This is a genomic window from Verrucomicrobiia bacterium (genome assembly GCA_026414565.1).
Lineage (GTDB): Bacteria > Verrucomicrobiota > Verrucomicrobiia > Limisphaerales > Fontisphaeraceae > Fontisphaera.
This window is the reverse complement of record JAOAIT010000018.1, coordinates 84,414-105,872: the sequence shown is the minus strand read 5'-3', so window position 1 is coordinate 105,872 and position 21,459 is coordinate 84,414. Positions and strand designations below refer to the sequence as shown.

15 protein-coding genes are annotated in these 21,459 nt (G+C 60.9%); 10 read left to right on the top strand and 5 right to left on the bottom strand.

From position 1 onward, the window contains the following. The first annotated feature begins 13 nt into the window (after positions 1-13). The 4 genes from N3J91_04745 to N3J91_04730 are packed head-to-tail and all read left to right on the top strand — an operon-like array spanning position 14 to position 8,061. Positions 14-901, top strand: a complete 888-nt coding sequence (locus tag N3J91_04745; GenBank protein MCX8155747.1) for a DUF58 domain-containing protein — start codon at positions 14-16, stop codon at positions 899-901. Positions 902-910: 9 nt separating this feature from the next. After that, positions 911-3,013 (top strand): BatA domain-containing protein, encoded by a 2,103-nt coding sequence (locus N3J91_04740; GenBank protein ID MCX8155746.1) that lies wholly within the window; start codon positions 911-913, stop codon positions 3,011-3,013. Further along, positions 3,010-5,712, top strand: coding sequence for a DUF4175 domain-containing protein (locus N3J91_04735; GenBank protein MCX8155745.1), 2,703 nt, complete (start codon positions 3,010-3,012; stop codon positions 5,710-5,712). The genes N3J91_04740 and N3J91_04735 overlap by 4 nt, the downstream gene beginning before the upstream one ends. Positions 5,713-5,715: 3 nt before the next feature. Next, positions 5,716-8,061 (top strand): glutamine amidotransferase, encoded by a 2,346-nt coding sequence (locus tag N3J91_04730; protein ID MCX8155744.1) that lies wholly within the window; start codon positions 5,716-5,718, stop codon positions 8,059-8,061. Here N3J91_04730 and N3J91_04725 read toward each other — a convergent pair. Continuing rightward, positions 8,035-8,388, bottom strand: coding sequence for a hypothetical protein (locus N3J91_04725; GenBank protein ID MCX8155743.1), 354 nt, complete (start codon positions 8,386-8,388; stop codon positions 8,035-8,037). The genes N3J91_04730 and N3J91_04725 overlap by 27 nt on opposite strands. A 372-nt stretch (positions 8,389-8,760) precedes the next feature. Here N3J91_04725 and N3J91_04720 point away from each other — a divergent pair, with 372 nt between their 5' ends. Genes N3J91_04720 through N3J91_04700 form a run of 5 tightly spaced genes read left to right on the top strand, consistent with a single transcriptional unit; the run spans position 8,761 to position 15,901 of the window. Then, positions 8,761-10,890 (top strand): type II secretion system protein GspD, encoded by a 2,130-nt coding sequence (locus N3J91_04720; GenBank protein ID MCX8155742.1) that lies wholly within the window; start codon positions 8,761-8,763, stop codon positions 10,888-10,890. Between the two features lie 11 nt (positions 10,891-10,901). Continuing rightward, a complete protein-coding gene (locus tag N3J91_04715; GenBank protein MCX8155741.1) occupies positions 10,902-12,761 on the top strand; it encodes a pilus assembly protein PilM in 1,860 nt (619 codons plus the stop codon). Continuing rightward, a complete protein-coding gene (locus N3J91_04710) occupies positions 12,758-13,594 on the top strand; it encodes a hypothetical protein (protein MCX8155740.1) in 837 nt (278 codons plus the stop codon). Before N3J91_04715 ends, N3J91_04710 begins: the two co-directional genes overlap by 4 nt. Beyond that, entirely contained in the window at positions 13,591-14,178 is a 588-nt protein-coding gene (locus N3J91_04705; GenBank protein MCX8155739.1) for a hypothetical protein, read from the top strand. The genes N3J91_04710 and N3J91_04705 overlap by 4 nt, the downstream gene beginning before the upstream one ends. Continuing rightward, on the top strand, positions 14,162-15,901 hold the full coding sequence (locus N3J91_04700; protein ID MCX8155738.1) for a GspE/PulE family protein: 1,740 nt from the start codon (positions 14,162-14,164) through the stop codon (positions 15,899-15,901). Before N3J91_04705 ends, N3J91_04700 begins: the two co-directional genes overlap by 17 nt. Here N3J91_04700 and folB read toward each other — a convergent pair. From folB to N3J91_04685, 3 genes are read right to left on the bottom strand one after another with little or no spacing between them, the layout of a single operon-like run. After that, a complete protein-coding gene (gene folB / locus N3J91_04695) occupies positions 15,867-16,229 on the bottom strand; it encodes a dihydroneopterin aldolase (GenBank protein MCX8155737.1) in 363 nt (120 codons plus the stop codon). The genes N3J91_04700 and folB overlap by 35 nt on opposite strands. Then, positions 16,226-17,317, bottom strand: coding sequence for an NUDIX domain-containing protein (locus tag N3J91_04690; GenBank protein MCX8155736.1), 1,092 nt, complete (start codon positions 17,315-17,317; stop codon positions 16,226-16,228). Before N3J91_04690 ends, folB begins: the two co-directional genes overlap by 4 nt. Positions 17,318-17,320: 3 nt before the next feature. Further along, positions 17,321-18,145 carry an inositol monophosphatase gene (locus N3J91_04685; GenBank protein ID MCX8155735.1) on the bottom strand — a complete coding sequence of 275 codons (825 nt, stop codon included), beginning with the start codon at positions 18,143-18,145 and terminating at the stop codon, positions 17,321-17,323. A 176-nt stretch (positions 18,146-18,321) separates the two neighbouring features. On the opposite strand from N3J91_04685, the gene N3J91_04680 reads away from it, so the two are divergent. Then, complete coding sequence (locus N3J91_04680) at positions 18,322-19,395, top strand: substrate-binding domain-containing protein (protein ID MCX8155734.1); 1,074 nt, start codon at positions 18,322-18,324, stop codon at positions 19,393-19,395. Positions 19,396-19,409: 14 nt separating this feature from the next. Here N3J91_04680 and N3J91_04675 read toward each other — a convergent pair whose 3' ends face one another. After that, on the bottom strand, positions 19,410-21,377 hold the full coding sequence (locus N3J91_04675) for an ABC-F family ATP-binding cassette domain-containing protein (protein ID MCX8155733.1): 1,968 nt from the start codon (positions 21,375-21,377) through the stop codon (positions 19,410-19,412). Positions 21,378-21,459: the final 82 nt, after the last annotated feature.

The window sequence follows — 21,459 nt, the reverse complement described above, 5'->3', positions numbered from 1 at the left end:
GCCGCCTGCGATTATGCCGTCCACCTTCGCCCTCAACCCAAACGCCCTGGCTGCCATTGACGATTTGTCACTGCTGGCCCGCACTGTGGTGGAGGGCTTTCTGGAAGGGTTGCATCGCAGCCCCTTTTTGGGTTACAGCACAGAGTTCTCCGCCTACCGCCCCTACGCCACCGGGGACGACCCCAGCTACATCGACTGGAAACTCTGGGCCCGCTGCGACAAATATTACGTTAAACAATTCGAGGACGATACCAACCTCACCTGTCAGATCTTTCTCGATACCAGCGCCTCCATGGACTTTGGCCAGGGCGATGCCAACAAATTTCTCTATGGCCGCATGCTGGCAGCCGTCCTGGCCTACCTGATGACTCATCAGCACGACGCCCCCGGTCTGGCCCTCTTCTCGGCTCAAGCCAGCCAGGCCGTGCCACCCAAGGCCGCGCGCTTTCATGCGGAAGAAATCTTTCAGGTCCTGGCCCAATTGCAGGCAGGCGGCCCCACCCTGATCGGCCCGGATCTTCTGGGAATTGTGCAAAGCCTTCGCCGTCGCGGAGTGGCCGTAATCATTTCCGACTTCTTTGCCGCTGGCCACACTGCCTTCGAGCTGCTGCGCCAACTCCATGCCCAGCAGCAGGAAACCATCGTCATGCACCTCCTCTCTCCTGAGGAGCTGGATTTTCCCTATCGCGGCGCCCTTTTGCTGCAGGACAGCGAAACCGCGGAAGAAAAACCCGTCCACGCAGAGGCTTTCCGCCAGAAATACCTTGAGCGCTTGCATCGCTACTGCGACGAATTGCGCGGTGAATGCATTAAACTCGAAGCCGATTATCACCTCTTTCGCACGGATCAGCCGCTGGATTTCGCCCTGATGGCCTACCTCGAAAAACGCAACGCCCTGTAGTTCACCGTTATGCTCTGGCCGTCATTCCTCAATGCTGCCCTGCTGGGTGGACTCGTGGCCGTGGGCATCCCCATTCTCATCCACCTCATGTTCAAGACGCGGCAGCGCCGGATGAAGTTCAGCACGCTGCGTTTCTTTGACTTTCTCGATGAGGAAGCCGTACGCAGCCGCAAACTGCGCCACTGGCTCCTGCTCCTGCTGCGCCTCCTGATCGTCATCCTTTTGGTGCTGGCTTTTGCGCGCCCATTCCTGCCTCAACAAAGCGCCGCTGCTGCCGGCGCTCGCCCGCAGTTGGCTGTGTTATTGCTGGACCGATCCCTCAGCCTGACAGCCCGTGATCCTGAAGGCAGCCGCTGGGACCGCGCCCGTGCCGCAGCCCGAAAAATCCTTTACCAACTGCCCCGCGAGGCCCGCGTTGGCCTGCTCGTCTTTGGCGGCCATGCCGAATGGCTTGCCACCCCCGGCCCTGCGGCTGATACCCTGAAGGCCCTCGATGCTGCCCAACCTGTCATGGCTGGAGGGGAAATGGGAGACGCCCTCGATCTGGCTGCCCGTTTTTTCGCCCAGGAAGGCTCGCGGTCCACCAACAGCTTGTACATCATCAGTGACCTCCAGCGTACCTCCTGCAAACGGGTGCCGCACACGTCTTTGCCCGCCGATGTGCGCGTGCACTGGCTGCCCGTCAGCGATCCCCTAACCCCCAACTTGGCCGTCACCGAAGTCAACCTTGCTGGGGGCAGCGGGCAAACCTCGACAGTTTTGATTACCAACTTTGACACAGAAGACGCCGGCCCCGTCACCGCCCAACTCCTGGTGGATGGCAAATTAACCGCCTCTCGCACCCTTCTGCTGCCCGGGGGCACTCACAGCAACCTGGACTTCACCCTACCGCGCCTCACCGCCGGCTGGCATAGCGTTGCTGTTCATCTCGAAACCGCCGATCCCTTGCCGGCCGACAACACACGTTTCCAGGCCGTTTTTATTCCGCCCCTTATCCCTGTCCTCCTGCTCGAGCCACGGGCAGGCGTTAAAATATATCAGGAAGAGACCTTCTACCTCCGCACCGCTCTCGATCCCCATTTTGGCCAGACGAACAGCGGGTTGAGTGGTTTCGCTGTGGATACCACGCCGCCGGACGCCTTCATCCACCGGCTGGCCACTGGCACCCCCCACGGACCTTATGCCCTGGTAATGGCACCGGGACTTAAACGCTGGCCACCTGGAGCGGCCGATGCCTTGCTTTCTTTCGTTGAGAAAGGGGGCGGCCTCCTGCTTTTCGCTGGGGAGGGCATCAGTGTCAATCATTACACGACAGAGCTGGGCGCCTTGCTTCCCGGGCAGTGGGGGCTTCCTGAATCGGCCACCGATTTGGATTGGCGCATTTGGGAATGGGAAAAAAGTTCTCCTCTCTTTGCCCCCTTCCGCCAACCCAACAGCGGCAGCCCCTCAGTGGCTCGCTTTAACAAACGCCTGGCTCTTCAGGCGCGTGATGGTGACCAGGTGCTCGCGCGTTTTCAGGACGGCCAGCCGGCCATGCTCCTGCGCCGGCTCGGTCAAGGTATGATCCTCTTCTTTAATGCCACCGCGGACACCCAATGGCATGACTGGCCCCGCCACAAAACCTTTGTGCCCTGGCTGCACAGTACCGCCCGCTTTCTGGCTGGCCGCAGCGTGGACCTCGAAGGCAGCCGTCCCCCTGCCTGCCTCGCGGGAACAGAAGCCAGCCTCACGTTGAAGAGGGAAGATCTCCGAGCCTCCCTTAAATGGGTGCAGCCGGACGGTCGCCCACTGGAGGTGCAAGCAGATGACCAGGGTGCCGTTCACCAACTTGCCATGCCCCTGCCCGGTATTTATTCCCTGCGCGATGCCCAGGGCCGCGAACTCTATCGAATGGCTGCCAATGTCCCCGCTGAAGAATCGGATCTCACCGCCTTCACGCCGCAGGAAATGCAGCATCGGCTGGTCCGCGCTGAAACGCCCGCTCCACACTCTCCTGCTGCCTTGTTATTTGGAAGTGACACGGGCCCCCGCGAGTGGTGGCGGTTCCTGCTGCTGGCGGGGTTGCTTTTCATGCTCGCCGAGACGATAGTTGGCAACCGCACCGTACCATGAATCCCGTTGAACAAATTGCCGCCGCCCGGCTGGCTGCCGCTGCCCGTCAAAAAGACCGCAACCGACGGCTGGCGTGGCTGACCCTGCAACTGGCCTTGTTGCTCCTCCTGTTTATTGTTGCCGCCATTGCCGATTACCACCTGGCCCTGCCGCCAGGCCTGCGGTTGTTGGTGCTGGTGGGATTAGGTGCCCTCACCGCCACCGGCCTAATCAGAGTGCTCCGGCTCTTTCAACATCCGGCCTCATTCAAGGAGGCGGCCTTGGATGCCGAAGCTCAGGACCCTGCGCTTGGCTGCACTGTGTCAACAGCCGCTGAGTACGTCTCCGGCCAGCGCCGTCCCACCCAGGCTTACGAGCCGGAATTGGTGGCTGCGCTGGAAGCTGAAGCTGCACGCACCTTGCGGCGTGTACATGTCCCCTACCAACGTCAACTCCGCTGGCCCCTGGCCCTTCTGGCTGTCGCCCTGCTCTCCCTGGCAGGTTTCATCTTTCTTTCCACCCGGCCGGATACCGCACTGAAGCGCCTCGCCACCCCTTGGACCCCCGAAACCTATACCCGGGTCAGCGTCTTGCCCGGCAATATCGAAATCCCCATGGGACGTGATCTGGAAATTACTTGCGAATTCACCGGCCGCCAGCCCAAACGCCCTCTGCTGCACTGGCGGGAGCTCGGCCAGGACGTCTGGCAGCAAAAAGTGCTGACCACCAACGAAAAGGGCAACCTTTCCTTTACGCTGCGTAACGTGCGCAACCCACTTTTCTATCATGTCACGGGAGGAGATGCCCGCTCCCCGGATTACCAAGTCCTGCCTTATATCCCCCCGGAAGTACAGGAGTTTCAAATTAACGTGGCCATGCCTTCTTATACCGGCCTTCCTCCCTTCCAGCAGTCTCTCCCCAATCTTAACGTATTGCGGGCTTCCACCATCACCTTACAGATTAAACCCAACGTCCCGCTGGCGAGCGCTCGCCTAATCTTTGATCACCATCAAGCGCCCATCCCCCTTGTGCCCGAGGGTGATGTAACATGGAAAACTGCTTTCACCGTTACCACCAACGCCAGGTATTGGATTGAACTAACCGATCGCCGCCAACACCTCGGCTCCAACGCTGTCCCGCACCGCATCCATGCCCTGCCGGACGAGCCACCGCTGGTGGAAATCACTGCTCCCGCCAGGGACCTCAGCCTTGCCGCCGATGCCATCCTTCCCATTACCGTGTCCGCTTCCGATGATTTTGGCCTCCGCGAAATCCGCCTTAAGTATCACAAGCTGGGACAGCCTGAACAAACTCGCGTCCTCCAGGGCAAATCCACAGGCAAAGGTGAAATCCAGGCCAGCACCTCGCTTTCGATTGCTGAACTGGGGCTGCGCGAGTACGAAGTGGCAGCTTATTACGCTGAAGCCGAGGACAACAACACGCTCGACGGGCCTGGCCTCGGCAAATCCAAGGTCTATTTTATTGAGGTAACCCGGCCATCCCTCCGTCCAAATGCCACCCCGACAGACTCAGGTCTTGCTTCGCAACCGCAACCCCCGCCACCGCCCAAATTAAATCTGCTTACCGTGCAAAAGCAGCTTATTGCCGACACCCGCGCCCTTCCCCAGCAACCCCGTCCCGAAGCCGCCCGGGAGCTTTCTCAACGGCAGCAAGCTGCCGCTGATTTTGCGGAGGCCTATCGTGACGCTTTGAATGCCGTGGACGCCCCCCAAGCAACCCGCCAGCAAATGGATGCAGCCGTCAATGAAATGCGTCAGGCCGCCAACGCTCTGGAAAAGCAAAAACCATCCGAGGCACTACCCCATGAAGAGCGCGCTCTCGCCAATATGTACCAGGCTCTTAAGCACATGCCAGAGCTTCAAGACCTGCCCCTCCAACCTCAACAAGCAGGCCAGCCCCAAAATCAGGCCGTGCGTCTGGCCTTGGAAGCCATCCGTCAGCGGCAGGAGCAGCAGGCCCAGGCCACGGGTCAGGAGATGGCTGAATTGGCGCAGCAGGTCCACCAATTAAGCCAGGCACAAGCTGCGCTGACGGAAGCCATGCAAAACCTCTTGGAAAATATGGCCGCTCAAAACCAGTCCGCTGAAAGCCAACAAACCCAGCAAGGCCAGCAGGGGCAACAGGGCCAGCAGGGGCAACAGGGCCAGCAGGGACAACAGGGCCAGCAGGGACAACAGGGCCAGCAGGGACAACAGGGCCAGCAGGGACAACAGGGCCAGCAGGGACAACAGGGCCAGCAGGGACAACAGGGGCAGCAAGCCCAACAAGCAGGCAAAGGGCGCAATACTGGCCAGCAAGGGCGGCCAGGTCAGGGTAATGGCCAACAAGCGGATGCCTCCCAGCAATTGCCGCAACTGGCACAACAGCAAGAACAATTGGGACAACAGGCTGATGCCGTTGCGCAAAAGCTCGCCACACTGGCCGGCAAGGACGGACGGGTGGGACACAATGTTGCCACTCTGATGAATCAAGCTGCAAACCAAATGAAAAACGCGGCTCAGAGCCTGAAGGGCGGCCAGCCCGGACAAGGTTTAACCCAGGCGCGCGAGGGTGGTTACGGCTTGAACACGGTGGCATCCAAGCTGGAAAAATTGGTGGGGGACGATCTCCGTCTAACCGATACTTCTGCCGAGGATTATCCCAAGGAATATCAGCACGTCATCCAGGAGTACCTGAAACGTCTGTCTCACCAGGAATAAGCAGTGATTGAGTTTGGTTATACACCCCCCTGGTGGGGGCTGGCGGCGGGCGGCGGATTGGTGCTGCTGCTGGTGTGGTGGAGCTACCAGACATCGGTAGGGCGTCCGGGCCGCTGGACGCGTTTCACCCTCGTATTGCTGCGCCTAACAGCATTGGGGCTGGCCTTCCTGTGTTGGCTGAATCCTCAATGGGTGGATCGGGTGGAACAGCAGCCCCCATTGCGGGTGGCAGTTCTCCTCGACACGTCTCGCAGCATGTCTCTGCACGACGCCGATCCGGATGGTCGGCTGGCTGAAGCCCAGGAGTGGCTCGGCCAACATCTGCTCCCGCTGGCCCCGCGCCACGTGCAAATCCTGCCATACGCTTTTGATGCCTCCCTCCGCCCTTTAACGAACACCGCCTCGTTTCAGGCCCAAGTATTTTCGGGTCTTGCCGCCACCGGATCGGCCACTGCCATTTCCGTCGCCCTGGAAACGCTCTGGAATACCACCGCCTCCGCGCCTCCCGCCGCCGTCATCCTGTGCACCGACGGCGGCGAAACAGAGAAGGGAGATTTTCTCTCCCTCTCCCGCTGGTTTCGGCGCAAGGGCATCCCCATCCACACCATTTGTGTGGGCACCACCAATGAAATGCGGGACATTGTGGTGGAAAACGTGCAGGTGCGCCGTCCGGTCGGCTCCAATGCGCCCGCCCGCATCGTGGCCACCCTTTCCTCTCCCGGCTTTGCCGGCTTTTCACGCCGGGTCCAGATTCGTCAGCTCCAGCGGGTTCTCGCCGAACAAACCGTATTGTTGAGCGGCGGGCGTCAGCATGTCGAATTTGAGTTTCGGCCTCCTTCGCGCCAGTACGAAATCTATAATGTGTTTGTCCCTCCCGAGCCCGGCGAATGGCTGCCCTCCAACAATCGCCGCGCCTTTGGATTGGAAGCCACCGATGCCACCCTGCGCGTCCTTTACATGGAGGGCACTCCCATGCAGGACAATGCCCCTCAACCCGAATGGCGCTACCTCAAAACCGCCCTGGAAAGTGACCCGCACATCAAGGTCAAAGTTCTTTATCGCACTCGATTTCGTGGATTTCAGGGGGGGTTCATCCCGGAAGCCGACATCCAACCCGGTGATGAGATCTATCCCGTGGAGCATCTGACCAAAGGTTATCCCCGCACCTTGGAAGAACTGCAGCTTTTTGATGTGGTCATTCATAGTGACATCCCCAAGGATATGTTCTCCCAGGAACAATTGGATTATACCGTCAAGTGGGTGGAGGAACACGGCGGCGGTTTTGTTATGATAGGCGGTAAATCTGCCTTCGGCACCGGCGGATACCATCGCACCCCTCTGGATCGCCTGATTCCCGTAGCCATGGAATCCAGCAATGACACCCTGAATCAACCCTTTCGCATGGCCCTGCCCCAGCCAGCTTGGAATCATCCCCTGATTGCCCTCGGAGCCACCCGCGAAGAAACCACCGCCATGTGGACCACCCGCCTGCCCCTGCTCTATGGTCTCAACCGCGTCAATCGCGCCAAACCCGGCGCCACGGTCCTGGCCGTGCACCCCACCGAGCGCAACGCGGACGGCCCCCTGGTGGTGCTGGCCGTTCAGGAAATCGGCAAAGGCCGCACCATGGCCTTCACCTCCGACATCACCCGCTCCTGGGGTAAAGACTTTGAAACCCTCTGGGGCGAATTGCTCAATCCCCAGGGATTCTGGACAGAATACAACTGCGATCAGCGTTATTATCGCCGTTTCTGGATCAACGCCGTCCGCTGGCTCGCCGCCAACCGCCTCGGCCGCACCAACAACCCCGTGGTGGTGGAATTGCCTCCGGCGCCTCTCCACCCTGGCGCCACTCTAGAACCCCTTGTCCACGTGCGCGACGCCACCGGACGCCCTGCCGCCGCCGCCGAAGTCCGGTTGGCGCTCTCCGCCCCCGGCACCGTGGAGCGACTGGCTCAGGCAGAATATGATCCCGCCTTGCAGGCTTTCCGCGCCCGCCTTCCCATGCCTGTGGCCGGGGATTTCACGCTGCGCGCTGAGGCTTCCTTGCGCGGCATCAAACTGGGTGAAGACAAACAACTCGTTGTGGTCGAAGAACTGGACAAAGAAATGCTCGATGTCCGGGCCCGTCCTGAATCACTGGCCACCCTGGCGCGACTCACACATGGCCGCGCCCTGGACACCCAAACCACTCAATACAAAGACCTGCGGCCGCTGTTTGGCTCGGCTCCTCCCCCCACGGTGGAATTAAGGCGCAAACCCATGTGGGATAACGCCTGGCTGCTGGCGGCCATCATCGGCCTGCTTACCGCCGAATGGATTTTACGACGCCTTCGCGGCCTGGCATGATGCTGGTTTTCGTCCCTGCCGCCAGCGCTGCCATCTCCAAAACCACAAACCGAAAAATACCGCCCCGCAGAGATTTACCCCCAGCGTGTAGCCCAGCTTGTAAGGACGACCGTCATTGTTTGGGGCATAAATCACGGTGTCCTTGCCCAACACCAGCATGGGCCAGGTGGCCGGCATGCAGGCTCCATGCAGCATGCCTAAAACCATGCCTGCCGGCTTTTTCGTTTCGGCTGCTGTGCGGGCAGAATAATCCAGCAGGTGGGTTATGAGCCAGCTTCCCAGGGCCAGCAGGGCCAGCGTCCGCAACCAGCGCCAACCCCCGGCCAAAACGCTATTCGGCCTGCCGTGTGCTTTCTCATCTCCTGCAGGTGGATTGTTCACGGCCTTCTTCTATCGCCACCTCCACGCTTTTAGCCACAAAAAAACCTGGACATGCCTACAGACTTGGGGCGCCCAAACCACTCCGTGTCTTTCTCATCCTGGACGGTGGGACCCTGATAAAAATGCCCTTGCACTGCTGCCTCGCAAACTTCGTCCCTCCCTGAAAACTCCTTGCCTGCCGCGCATTTTCGTGGTTTTCTGAATGCCCGAGAATCACGCAACGTCATTTGGGCAGAAGGGAACGCCGCGCCCTTGGGGGAACGGTGTATAAGTGTGCAGAAAGTTGCCGGCGAGGCATCATCTATGCAAGCGAGAGCCATGAGGAATCAACCCACCCTGGCGGTGGCTGTTCTGGTGTCAGCCGCCCTCCTGCTGGCATCCTGCCAGAGTGACAAACCCAAAACCACCACCTCCAAACCCTCAAGTTTTCCCAAAAAAGAAGGCAAATACAGCACCTTCTACGATGAGGAAATTCGCGAAATCTTCGAGCTTGCCGAACGCAACCGATGGGACGAGGCAGAACGGAAAGCGGCCGTTTTGCGCCAACGGGCCCCGGAAGATGAAACCGTGAAGCGGGTGCAGGACTGGGTGGCCAAGAATCGCATGCAGCAACGTGACTCCGCGGTGGAAAACAAAATCCGCGAAATTGACGCCAAAAATAGCGCCCTCAATCCCACTCTCCCCGACCTGCTGACGGAAAACAAAGACCGCGGGCTGCCCGCCCGCCGCGATGTGCGCGATGCCGTGCAACAAATTGAAGCGACACCTTACATCCCGGAAAATTACGGCAAAACGCAACGGCAGCGCTCCCAGTTGTTTGACCTGGAATCCCCCGAAGGCCGCATGGCCAAAATCCTCGATAAAGAAGTCTCCGTGCACCTCGACAATGTCACCCTCGAGGCCATCATCTTCAACCTGGGCCAGGCTGAGGGCATCAACTTTGTGGCGGACAAAAATCTGCCCGCCTTCAAGCAAACCCTCAGCGTCAACATGGAAAAAGTTAAACTGGGGGAGTTCCTCCGTTATGTGTCCCGCAATCTCGACGTCCAGTTTCAGGTGGGCAATGACCTCATCTGGATTATTGACGCCCGGGACCCCAAACGCGTCGTCGAAGAAACCCGCATCTACCGCTTGCGCCACGGCTTTGTCATCCCCGCTCAATTCGGCCCCGAACAAGTCAACCGCGTTACCACCACCACCCCCCAGCTTACCACCGTCACGGAAAACGTCCGCCTGACGAAATTTGTCAATGACGGCGCTCCTGAAACCCCGGTCATCGAAAACGTCATCAAGCAGTTCTTCACCGGCAGCAAATATTTCATAGATTACGAGCGCAATGTCATCGTCGCCCGCGGCACCCGCGACCAATTGGAAGTCCTCGATCGCATCATCGAAGAATTCGACCGCCCCCTCCAGCAGGTGCTCATTGAAGCGCGTTTCATTACCATCAGTGAGGCCGCCTTCCTGCAACTGGGGGCCGCCTGGGAAACCGCCCGCGATGGACGCCCCGTGCCCTCTCCTCAGGACTTTACCGGCCTGGGCACTTTCTCCGGCCTCAAGAATGATTTGAGCACTGGTATTCAAAAGAGTTGGACCAATATCTTTCCCAAAGTCTTGGGCCGCTCGGAACTGTCCGTCACCCTCACCGCCCTGCAACAATCCGGCGAGGGCCAAACCTTGAGCGCGCCGCGCCTGACGCTGGTCAACAACCTGCCTGCCATGATTAGCGATGGTAAAATCCAATACTATTACGAAGAATATACCGTGAAGCAGACCGTCGGCGCCTACAACACCGCCTCAAGCCTCGTCCCTCAGGGGAAACCCACCAAAATCACCTCTGGCGTATCGCTGCACGTTGTTGCCAGCATCGGCGGCGATGGCCGCACCATCCTGTTGGCCCTAAATCCCGAGGTCAATCAGGACGTCAAGATGGTCACCTTCGCTGAAGTCAAAGACTTCGGCCCCGATGGTAAGGTGTCCGGCTCCTTTGAAATCCGCCTGCCTGAATCCCGCACCCAATCCCTGGCCACGCGGGTGCTCGTGCAATCCGGCCAGACCGTGGTCATGGGAGGGGTGCTCGAACGGGAGCAGCGCACCTTCGTCGAGTCCACCCCCATCCTCGGCAGCATCCCCATCATCGGAGCCGCTTTCCGCAAGCGCACCGAGCTGAACAAACCGCGTTATCTCCTGATATTTGTAACCGCCACCCTCCTCTCTGAGACAGGCGAGCTGTTGATTGCTGAAACTGAAGCCACCCCGCCACGCTCCCTGCCGCGGGTGCAAACCTTGAGCTACCCCCACCCCAAAGTCACCCCCACCAATGCGCCACCGCCGGCTGCCGCCCCGGCTCCTGCGCCTGCCCCCGCTGCCCCGGCCGCCGCCCCGGCACCCAACCCCACCGCTGCCACGCCCGCGGCCACGCCTCCACCGCTTCCGCCAAAACCATAGAACGCTGAACCGTGGCACGCGCGCTGCAATTTCCATTCTTATGGGGCATACCCCTCCTGCCGGCCAGCCGGGTCATTGGGATTGACCCCGGCAACCGGTGTATCAAGCTCGTTCTGGCCGAACGCTGCTTCAATCGCCTGCGCATTCTCCAAAACGTGCAGCTCGAATGTCCCGGCTGGCTGGGCGATGCGCAACCCAGCGAGACTGCGGAGCGCCTGGCTGCCGCCCTGGAGGAGTTGGGTCCCTACCCCATCGCCCTGGCTTTGCCTCAGCATCGCACCCTCTCGCAGGTGGTGGACCTTCCCCCCGTCGAGCGCTCCATTGTCGCCCGCCTCATTCAGAACGAAGTCTATAAACTCAGCGGTTTGGGGCAGTCCCGCGTCGCTTATGACCATGCCCCCTTGCAACCCTTTGGCCGCCATCAACACGCCTACTGGGTTTCCCTTTGTCAGGAGAGCGAAGTGCTGGCTCTGGCTGAGCGCTTGGGACTTAACCCGGAAAACATCTGCGGTGCCACCTCCGCCGGCAACGCCCTGATTAATTCCTACCTCGCACAATTCCCCGAGACTACCGCCACCGTCCTGGTCAACGCCGGCCTGCGCAGCACCACTGTCGCCATCCTCCTCGAAGGCCAGGGCGTGCACCTGGCCAGCTTCCCCCTGGGGGGCGAATTGTTTATCGAAACAGTCGCCAACGCCTTGAATCTCAGCTTGGAGCAGGCCGAGCAAAAAGCCCTGCACTCCAATTTGCTCCATGGCCCCGATGCCGTCCCCGCTCTCCGCAAAAGCGTGGATAACTGGTTGGGCGAGCTCATGCGTGTCTTCCACGAATGGCATGCCGAGCAGGGCGTCCTGGCGCCGCCGGCGGAAGCCTTCCAATTCGTCTTGACCGGATGCATGGCCGAGGCTCCCTGGTTTGCCGCCCACCTCAATCGAACCACCGGCCGCCCGGTATTTGGCCCGTGGCCGGAGCGCGAAGCCGGCGTCAACCCCATCCAGGAAGGACGTTTTGCCATCGCCCGCGGCGTGGCCGCTCAAGCTCTCGGCAAGGCCCGGCAAAGCGCCGCCCTGCTGCCCATGGAGGCACGGCAGCACTGGCAGAAACAACGTGAGGCCCAGCTCTTCCAGACCTTCACCTTCCTCCTGCTCCTCCTCGCCGGCCTGGTGCTTGGCATGGGGTCCTGGCAAAAAAGCCGTGAAGAAGCACGCCTCATGACCGCGCTCGAGACCGCTCAAAACGCCCAGGCCCGGGTGCGCGCTTTGAAGGAGTTAAGCCGACAACACGCCGAAAACGTGCTGCGCCTCCATCCTCTCCTCGAGCGTGAGCAATTTACCGATGACACCTTGAGAGCGCTGGCCTGGCTCAGTTCCGCGCGCACCACCCAATCCTGGTGGTATGTACTCTTTGCGGACACTCAAACTTATATGGCCGCCCCACCGGCCATGGAAACTACCGCGGCCACCAATGCCCCGGTCACGCTCGGGCCCATGCCTCCGGCCGAAGTCCAGCCTCCCACCAACCGCCCGCCTTACAAACCCGGCTTTGTCGCGGAACTTTGCATTCCTGAAGAGGGCGAAGCCCTGCGCCGCAGCCTCAGCCAGACCGTGGCGGCTTTGCAACGCAACCCCCGTTTCAAAAACGTGGACACCGTGCCCCCGGAACAACGGCGCGCTCTGGCCGAACCCAAGGCGTTGCTGCCCAACCCCGAACGTCACTTTGCGCTGCTCCTGGAATTGGCTACCAATGAATTTCTTACGGTTTCCAGCCCGGCCACCAATCCACCTCCGGCTTCTGCCTCCGCCGCTGCGGCCGTTGCCCCGTCGGGCAGCCGCCCTGCCCGGCCCATTGTGAATCCCGAGCGTCAACCATGATCAGCCCGCAGAAATACCAGATGGTGCAGCGCATCCTCCTGCTGGGGGGGTTGTTCCTGGCACTTTTCTACGCCTTGGTCTTTCTCCCCCTCTGCGAGCGGGTCAATGCCTTGGAAAGTCCGGTGGGAAAGGCTTGGGCCAATTTGCTGCGCACCCGCCTCGTGGAAACAGACCAGGGCATGCTCAACACCACTCCCTTGGACCTGCGCCTCCGCGAACTGGAGCTGGCCGCCGCGCGCCTGGGCACCTTGAGCAACACCCTCGCCGTGCGGCTGGGCTTCAGCAGCGCCGTGGAAGCCAAAATGCGCCGCTCCTTCCAACTGGTGGATTTTCAAAATGAACGCCAGCTCCGTCAGGAGGAACTGCTCAGTGCCGCTGCCGCTGCCGGCGTCACCGTGGCCCCGGCCGTGTGGAATGGCTATCCGGAATATTCGGCTGACATGACCAAACCGGAACTGCTATGGGGACACCTGGCGGTGGCCCATGAAACTGCCCTGCTCGCCGTGCGTTGCGGCCTGACCAATCTCGTCGCCTTAAGCGTGCGTCCGCCGCGCCCCCTCTCCCCACCCTCCAGCGTTCAAGATAGACCGCTGGGATACGAACTGCCGGTGACCTTTAATGCCAGTGGCCCCTGGCCGGCCGTCATGCGCTTTCTTGCCTCCCTGCCGGTGCGGCAGGGGGACCCCTTGCCCGCCGGCCTGCCAGAATTGTCGCCGGGCAAACCGGTGTTCTACCTGGAGCGCATCCTGTTGCGCAAAGACGTGCCGGAGAAACCCGAAATCGTTCGGTTGGAGATTCGCCTGCTGGGCGTCAGCCTGCCGCCTGCCTTATGAACTGGGAATCGCTCCAGCAATTCACCAACCGCCTGGTGCACAAGCGCCTCACGGCGTGGGTCATGCTCACCTTGGCTCTCGCCTTGTTGGGCTTGGGACTGAGCGAGATGACGCAACACTCCACGGGTTTGCTCGCGTTTGCCGCCAATCCCAAAAATGGCACCGAACTGACTTTCCTGGACCATGCCGAAACCCTCGTGCATGGGCGTCACGCCGCTGCTGCCCTGCTGCTGGGCAGCACCAACAGCCCTTTCTTCACCGACTATTTCAAGCCCCCTCCGCCCCCCACCAACACTCCCCCTCCGCCGCCTCCGCCGCCTCCGCCCCCGCCCATCAAGGTGCCCATCGTTTATCAGGGCTTCTGGGCCAATTCCGCCGGTGAACGCACCGCCTATCTTACCATCGCTGGCGTCAGCACCCCTCTAAAAACCGGCGCCGTGATTACCGGGGCGCTGGAGTTGGTGGAGTTTGATTACAAAAAGGCCGTCCTGCGCAATACCGCCCAGACCAACGTGCTTCTGTTTAACCAACCTGCCGAATTGGTTTTGCCGCCCGCCCCTGCTGCCCATGGAAACACCCCCTAAAGAAGTTGGCGATCTGTTGTTGGAAGCCGGCCTGCTCACGGAACGGCAGCTTGAACAAGTCCGCCGCCATCAGAGCCGCACCGGCCGCCCTCAACAGGCGGCCATCGTGGACCTGAACCTGGCCTCTGAAGAAGATACCTACCGCGCTTTGGCCAAATTATTGAATCTGGATTTTGTGGACCTCGCCAGGACTGAAGTCCCCCAGCAACTGTTGGAAATTGTCCCGCTTAAATTGGTCTTCCACCATCGAATGGTGCCTCTCTCCCTCCAGGGGGAAACCCTCACCGTGGCCCTCAGCGAACCGCTCACCCAGCTCGAACAAGGAAATCTGCGGCTGCTGCTCAACAAACGCATCCGCATGGTCATCGCCGCCCCCAGCGCCATCCACGCCTTTCTCAAACAACGCTACGGCCTGGGCGCCGCCACCATTGAGAAACTGCGCGAGGAAAAAAACGCCACCCCCGCCACCGAAGAAATCATTTTCGATGTCAAGTCAACCGAAACCACCCAGATGGTGGACCCCACCATCGCCGACTTTGTAGATCAAATCCTGCTGGAGGCGCTCCGCTTGCAGGCCACCGACATCCACATCGAGCCCTACGGCACCGCCATCCGCCTGCGCTACCGTATTGACGGCCTCCTGCAGCCCGTGCCGCTTCCCAGCGACCTCCGGCAATTCTATTCCACCGTCGTCTCCCGCTTGAAAATCATGGCCGGTCTGGACATTGCCGAGCGCCGCCTCCCTCAGGACGGACGCATTGCCATGAAACGGGAAAAAGAGGAATACGATCTGCGCGTCTCCGTCATCCCCACCAAGTTTGGCGAAGCCGTCTGCCTGCGCATTCTGGGGCGCCAGGGCCTGTTCCGCGACATGACCCAACTGGGCATGGAGCCTGAACAGGAGGCCATGTTTGCTGAACTGACCCAGCTTTCCCAGGGCATGATCCTCATCACCGGTCCCACCGGCAGCGGCAAAACCACCACCCTCTACGCCGCGCTCGCCCATGCCAATGATGAATCCCGCAAGGTCATTACCATCGAGGACCCCGTCGAATACCGCCTCGAAGGCGTCCAACAAATCCAGGTCCACGAAGACATCGGCCTGACCTTCTCCGCCGGCCTGCGCTCCGTCTTGCGCCACGACCCCGACGTCGTGCTCATTGGCGAGATCCGGGATCAGGAAACCGCCGAAATCGCCGTGCGAGCAGCACAAACCGGTCATCTGGTCTTCTCCACTCTCCACCCCAACGACAGCATCAGCGCGGTCACCCGCCTCATGGACATGCGCGTGGATCCCTACCTGATTGCCGGCTCCCTGGTCTGCAGTATTGCCCAGCGCCTCGCCCGCCGCGTCTGCAAACACTGTGGCCAGCCTGACCCGGCCATCCCCGAGCGCATCCGCCACGAAATGGCGGAAGCCCTGCGCCTGCCGCCTGATCAAATCCGCGCCTGGAAAGGCGCCGGCTGCGTGGAATGCAATCACCAGGGCTGCCGCGGACGCATCGCCCTCTACGAGTTTTTCCTGGTCAATGACGAAATTGCCGACCTCATCGAACCCGGCGTCAAAACCAACCAGTTGCGGGAAGCCGCCCGCCGTCATGGCTGGGTCTCTTTGCGTGAACAAGGCTGGCGCAAAGTCCAATCCGGTCTGATTCCCCTGAGCGAACAGCAACGCCTCACCTACAAAGTCACCCCCCGCCCGGCTGCAGGCGACGCACCTTGACGCTCACCCAGCGCGTCTCCGGCAGAATAAACTTCTTCACCTCCACCTCCACCGCCGCCGGATGGAACTCCCGCAGCACCAGCCCGGCAATATCCACCGCCAGCGTCTCAATCAATCGCCAGCTCCGGCCCTCCCCCAGTTTCAACAGGCGGCGCGTCAACGCATAATAATCCACTGTGGCATTCAAGTCATCGGCCTCGGCCGCCGCCGTAAAGTCATGATACAGGGTCACGCTCAACAACAACCGCTGCGGACGTGCCCGTTCCTCATCCGGCACCCCCACACAATAATGCACCTCCAAATCCTCGATATGAATCTGGTCCATCATGGCTCTGCTCTTGGCGCTCCTTCCTTCACCGCCTCCAGCAAGACCCGCGTCGGCGTGTTCAGCGGCAGGCGCAGAGCCTCCTCCATCGTGCACCAGCGATACTCCTGCGCCTCCTCGTTGAGCTTCACCGCCACCGGGGCTTGCGCTTCGCACACGTAATTCAACAAAAGAAAGTGCGCCGGGCGATAGAACTCCGGAGATTGAATGCAATCCTGCACCAGTTGAAACCGAATATGGCCGATCTCCAATCCGGTTTCCTCCCGTATCTCCCGCCGCAGAGCCGCCTCCGCCCGCTCTCCTCCTTTGATCTTGCCGCCGGGAATACCCCACAGATTGGACCATTTATGGGTCCGCAACATCAACACCCGCCGGTCCACCGGATGAAAGATCAGCGCCCCCACCGTGGCCACCGGCAGCACGACGTTCACTTCGGCCAGGTACTTCCCCAGGCGCAGATCACATTGGGTGAGCACCTGCCGCAGCTCGCCCAGGTGCTCCACAATCAAATCCGGCTCGGCGGCGCGCAACTGATGGAGAGTGTTGTAACCCGTTAAAACCGCGCACGACCACACCCCGCCATGTCGCGCGGTTTCAATGTCATGCTCCATGTCCCCAATAAACAGCGTCGCCCGCGGGGCCAGTTGATGCGCCGCCATGATTTCATGGATCTTCTGGCGCTTGTCATAAACCTGCACGTAGGGATGCTCCAGCAGCTCCCCAAAACCGGTGGCGGTGGCCTGAATCTCGTAATAACTGGGATGCACGCTGCTCAACACAAAGGTGCGCAGCCCCCGCGTCCGGCAAAACTCCAGAAAACCGCGGGCATGGGGCAGCTCCGTGACCAAATGCGCCACCTCCTTGAAGTGCCCATGAAACCACTGCTCCAGTTGTTCCATGGGTAAATCCGGCGTATAACGATCATAAAACTTTTTGAATGGCAGGCAAAACTCCGCCCGAAACTGCTCCAGCGTCAATTCCGGCAGCCCCGCCTGCCGGAAGACATAATTGGTGGCCCGCCACGCCGCCGGCAAATCATCCACCAGCGTGCCCGACCAGTCAAAGATGACATTCTGGATCTGCTCGTCCATGCCTCACCCTGGCCTACCTAGAACCCGGCGCAATTCCTCTCCTACCCGCCCGTTCTCGCCCAGCATCCAGTAACGATGCTCCCCCTGCTGGCGCCGAAATTCAAACCGGCCTCCGGCTCGCTCAACCAGCAACCCGCCCGCGGCAATGTCCCACAACCGCACGCCCTGTTCCAAATATAAATCCATCCGTCCACCGGCAACATAGGCCAGCGACAAGGCCGCCGCGCCCATAATCCGCACCTTGCGCACCCGGGGCGACAGCCGGTTAAGCACCCTCAGGGTTTTGCGGATGACCGATGGACTCTTGGAAAACCCCGTGGCCACCACCGCCTCCGCCAGCCGCGCCCGCTTGCTGACCCGCACCACCTTTCCGTTCAGCCGCGCCGGCCCTTTCCAGTCCGCTGTCCACAACTCCTCCGTGAACGGATCATACACCACCCCCGCCATGGTGGCATAGCCATCGGGATACACCGAAACTCCCTTCGGAGGGGCTGCAGTCTTCACCTGCAAGGCAATCGAGACGCAGGCATGGGGAATGCCATGCGCGAAATTGACCGTCCCATCAATCGGATCCACCACCCACCGCGCTTCTCCCTGGTCTTCCCCCGCCCGGCCTTCCTCACCCAACACTGGAATGCGCGGAAACACCTTGTGCAACCGGCGCTCAATCAATTTTTGACATTCCACGTCCAGCGCCAGCTTGATGTCATGCGCATGGGTTTCCTTCACCTCTTTGGCCCGTCCCAATTCGCGGCGCATCAACGCCCCCGCCGCCCGGGCGGTTTCCTGGGCGGTCTCCAAGGCCCTCTTCAATTCCATTTGAGTCATAAACAAACTGTTCTAGCGACATCCCCCACGGGGCAAGGTGGCTCACCCTGCCTGCTGGGCGCATTGTGGCGCTTGCGCATCTCAGCGCAAGCGTTCTTTCGCCGCCCGCCTGATCAAGATGCCTTCCCAAACCGCCCGTTCATGAGTATGCTCGCGGCTGCGGCGGGACACATATTATGAGCACGTTGCCCCAGCGCTTGCTGTTGACGGATCAAACCACGGCTCTGCTGCGAGATTTGGCCCTCAAAGGTCACTGGGGCGCCACCCTCCCCAGTGAGGCGGATTTATGCCGCGAATTCCAGATCAGTCGCGTCACCTTGCGGCGCGCCCTGCTGCAGCTTGCCCGTGAAGGAATCATTCTCATGGGCGGGCGCGGACGCCACCACCGCATCATTCGACCCGTTTCCGAGACCGAAACCAGCCGGGGCCGTACGGTGCGAATGCTCAGTCCCTACCCCCGCCATCGCGTCAACACCACGGCCCAGCTTGTGCAAAATGCCTTGCTCGAGCGCCTGGCCAAGGAAGGCTATTTGATGCAATTGGAAGTGCATCCCGGCTTTTATCAGCGGTTTTCCGAACGCGAAATGCGCCGCCTTCTGGCCCTCCCGGACACTGCCGGATGGCTGTTATATCTGTCCACCCGCGAACAGCAGGAATACTTCGCCAAATCCGGCCAACCCTGTGTCGTCCTGGGCACCGTACACCGGGGAGTGCCGCTGGCCAATGTGGAATTTGACGTGCGCTCCAGCAGCCGCCACGCCGCCGGTTTGTTTCTGGCCAGGGGCCGCCAGGAAATGATTTTTGTGACGCCTTCGCCCATGACCGCCGGGGATCAAGCCAGCGCCGAGGGGTTTATTGACGGAGCCTCCAGAGGGCGCCCTCCCGGGCGGGCGCGTCTCGTCAATTACGACACCACCGTGCCGGACTTGTGCCGCGTTCTGCGGGAGGAAATGGAGCGCCGCCCCTGCCCCAATGCCATCCTGGTGGGCTGGCCTGAGCACACCTTCACCGTCATCGGTTTTCTCCATAAACTCGGCCTTCGTGTGCCGGAAGATGTGGCCGTAATCAGCCGCGTGGATGATCAATACCTCGCTTACAGCATCCCCAGCGTGGCCCGTTATCGGGTGGATGGCGAACGCATGGGCCGCCGTGCCGCCGAGCTGCTCCTGGATCAAATCCAACATGGCCCCGGCAAAATCCGCTCCATCCGCCTCTTGCCCGAATTCGTACCCGGCGAGACGCTGGGTTAACGCCGGCAATTGCCTTAACCTCCGGCTGAAGAAAGTAATCCGTCGGGCTCGGTCTCCATGGCGTGCAGTTTCAGGGCTTCCTGCTCCCATTCGCCATGCAAACCGGGCAGCCGCGCCACCAGCTCCTGCAGCTCGCGATTGATGGCCACCGTGCGCGCGCTGTCACCATAAGTCGCCGGATCCTCCAACAAGCGCGTCAACTCGGCCTGCCTGGATTCCAGAGCCGTGATCTGTTCTTCCAACTCCTTCACCCGCTGCCGCTGGGCGCGCAGGGCGCGCGAACGGACATTCCGCAGCTCTGCCGCCAGCCGTCGCTGCTCCCGTCGCACATCGGCCGCCCGTGGCGGAGTCATGCTCCCATTGCCTCCCGCTTTCTCCCCGTCTGCCGTGACCGCCGCCAGCCGTTGTTCCCCCCATTTTTCCAGGTAATAATCATAGCCCCCGGCATACCAGCTCAGCCGCCCCTGTTCCACCCGCACCACCTGCCGCGCCAGCGAGCGGATAAAATAGACATCATGGCTGATGAAAATAAGGGTGCCCTCAAATTGATCCAGCGCCGCCAGCAACGCATCCGTGCTGGCCATGTCCAGGTGCGTGGTGGGCTCGTCCATCAAGAGCAGATTGGGTGGATCCAACAACAATTTCACCAGCGCCAGCCGGCTTTTTTCGCCTCCGCTCAGCACACTTACCGGTTTGAATACGTCATCCCCCGAAAACCGGAACCCACCCAGCACCGTCCGCACATACTGCTCGGTCACCCGCTGCGGAGTATCCAGCGCCTCCTCCAACACGGTCCGCCCTGGCTGCAGCATTTCTGTGCGGTATTGTGCGTAATATCCCACCCGCACCCGATACCCCACCACCCGTTCCCCGGCCTGCACGGGCAACACCCCCGCCAGCAGTTTCAACAGCGTGGACTTGCCCGCCCCATTTGGCCCCACCAACACAATGCGCTGGCCGCGCTCCGCCACAAAATTTAAATCCGCATACACCAGTTGCTCCCCGTAGGCATGCCGCACCCCCTTCAGCTCGATCACCCGCTGGCCGCTGCGCTCGGGTTGGGGAAACTGAAAATCCAGCTCCGGATCGTCTGCCACAGGCGCCGCGATTTTCTCCATGCGCTCAATTTGTTTGAGCTTGCTTTGCGCCTGGGTGGCTTTGGTGTTCTTGGCCCTAAACCGCTCCACAAACGCCATCAGCCGCGCAATTTCCCGCTGCTGGTTTTTGTATGCCGCCAGCAGTTGCTCCTCCGCCGCCTGTCGCTGCGCCACATAGGCATCGTAATTGCCCGTGTACCGGATCAACCGCTCCTGCCGAATCTCGACAATGGCCCCGGCCAGTTGATTCAAAAATTCCCGGTCATGAGATGTCATCAGGATGGCCCCGGAAAAAGTTTTAAGGTACTCCTGAAACCATAACAGGGACTCCAAATCCAGATGGTTGGTCGGCTCGTCCAACAGCAGCAAGTCCGGCTCCATCACCAGCAACCGCGCCAGATGTGCCCGCATCACCCAGCCGCCGCTCAATTCCCGCAGCGGCCGCTCAAAATCCCGCTCGCGAAAGCCAAGCCCCAACAACATCTTGCGCGCCTTCACCTCCACCCGGTAGCCGCCCAGTTCCTCGAAACGCGCATGATCGTCATCCCCCACGGCTGCAATCTCTTGCGGGGCGGCATCCCCATCTCGAAGGCGCCGCCTTAATTCGGCGTACTCCTTGGAAATCGCCGTAGCCAGCTCCAGCACGGTGCCCTCCACCGTGGGCGCGTTTTCCTGCGGCAGATAACCGATGCGCAAACCGCGCTGGCAGGTGATTTCACCGGCATCGGGGCTTTCCTCGCCCAGCAGGATGCGAAACAACGTGGTCTTGCCGGCGCCATTCGGGCCCACCAACCCCACCCGGTCCCCCGCATTCAGGCACAGGGTGGCCTCGCGGAACAACGTCCGCCCGCCATACGTCTTGGTGATGCCTGCCAGCGTCAACATCGGGCGGCGATGATGCGCAACCCTGGCCAAACTTGCAATGCCCCATCCGCAGCGCGGCGCAACACGGGCAAATCTGCTTTAC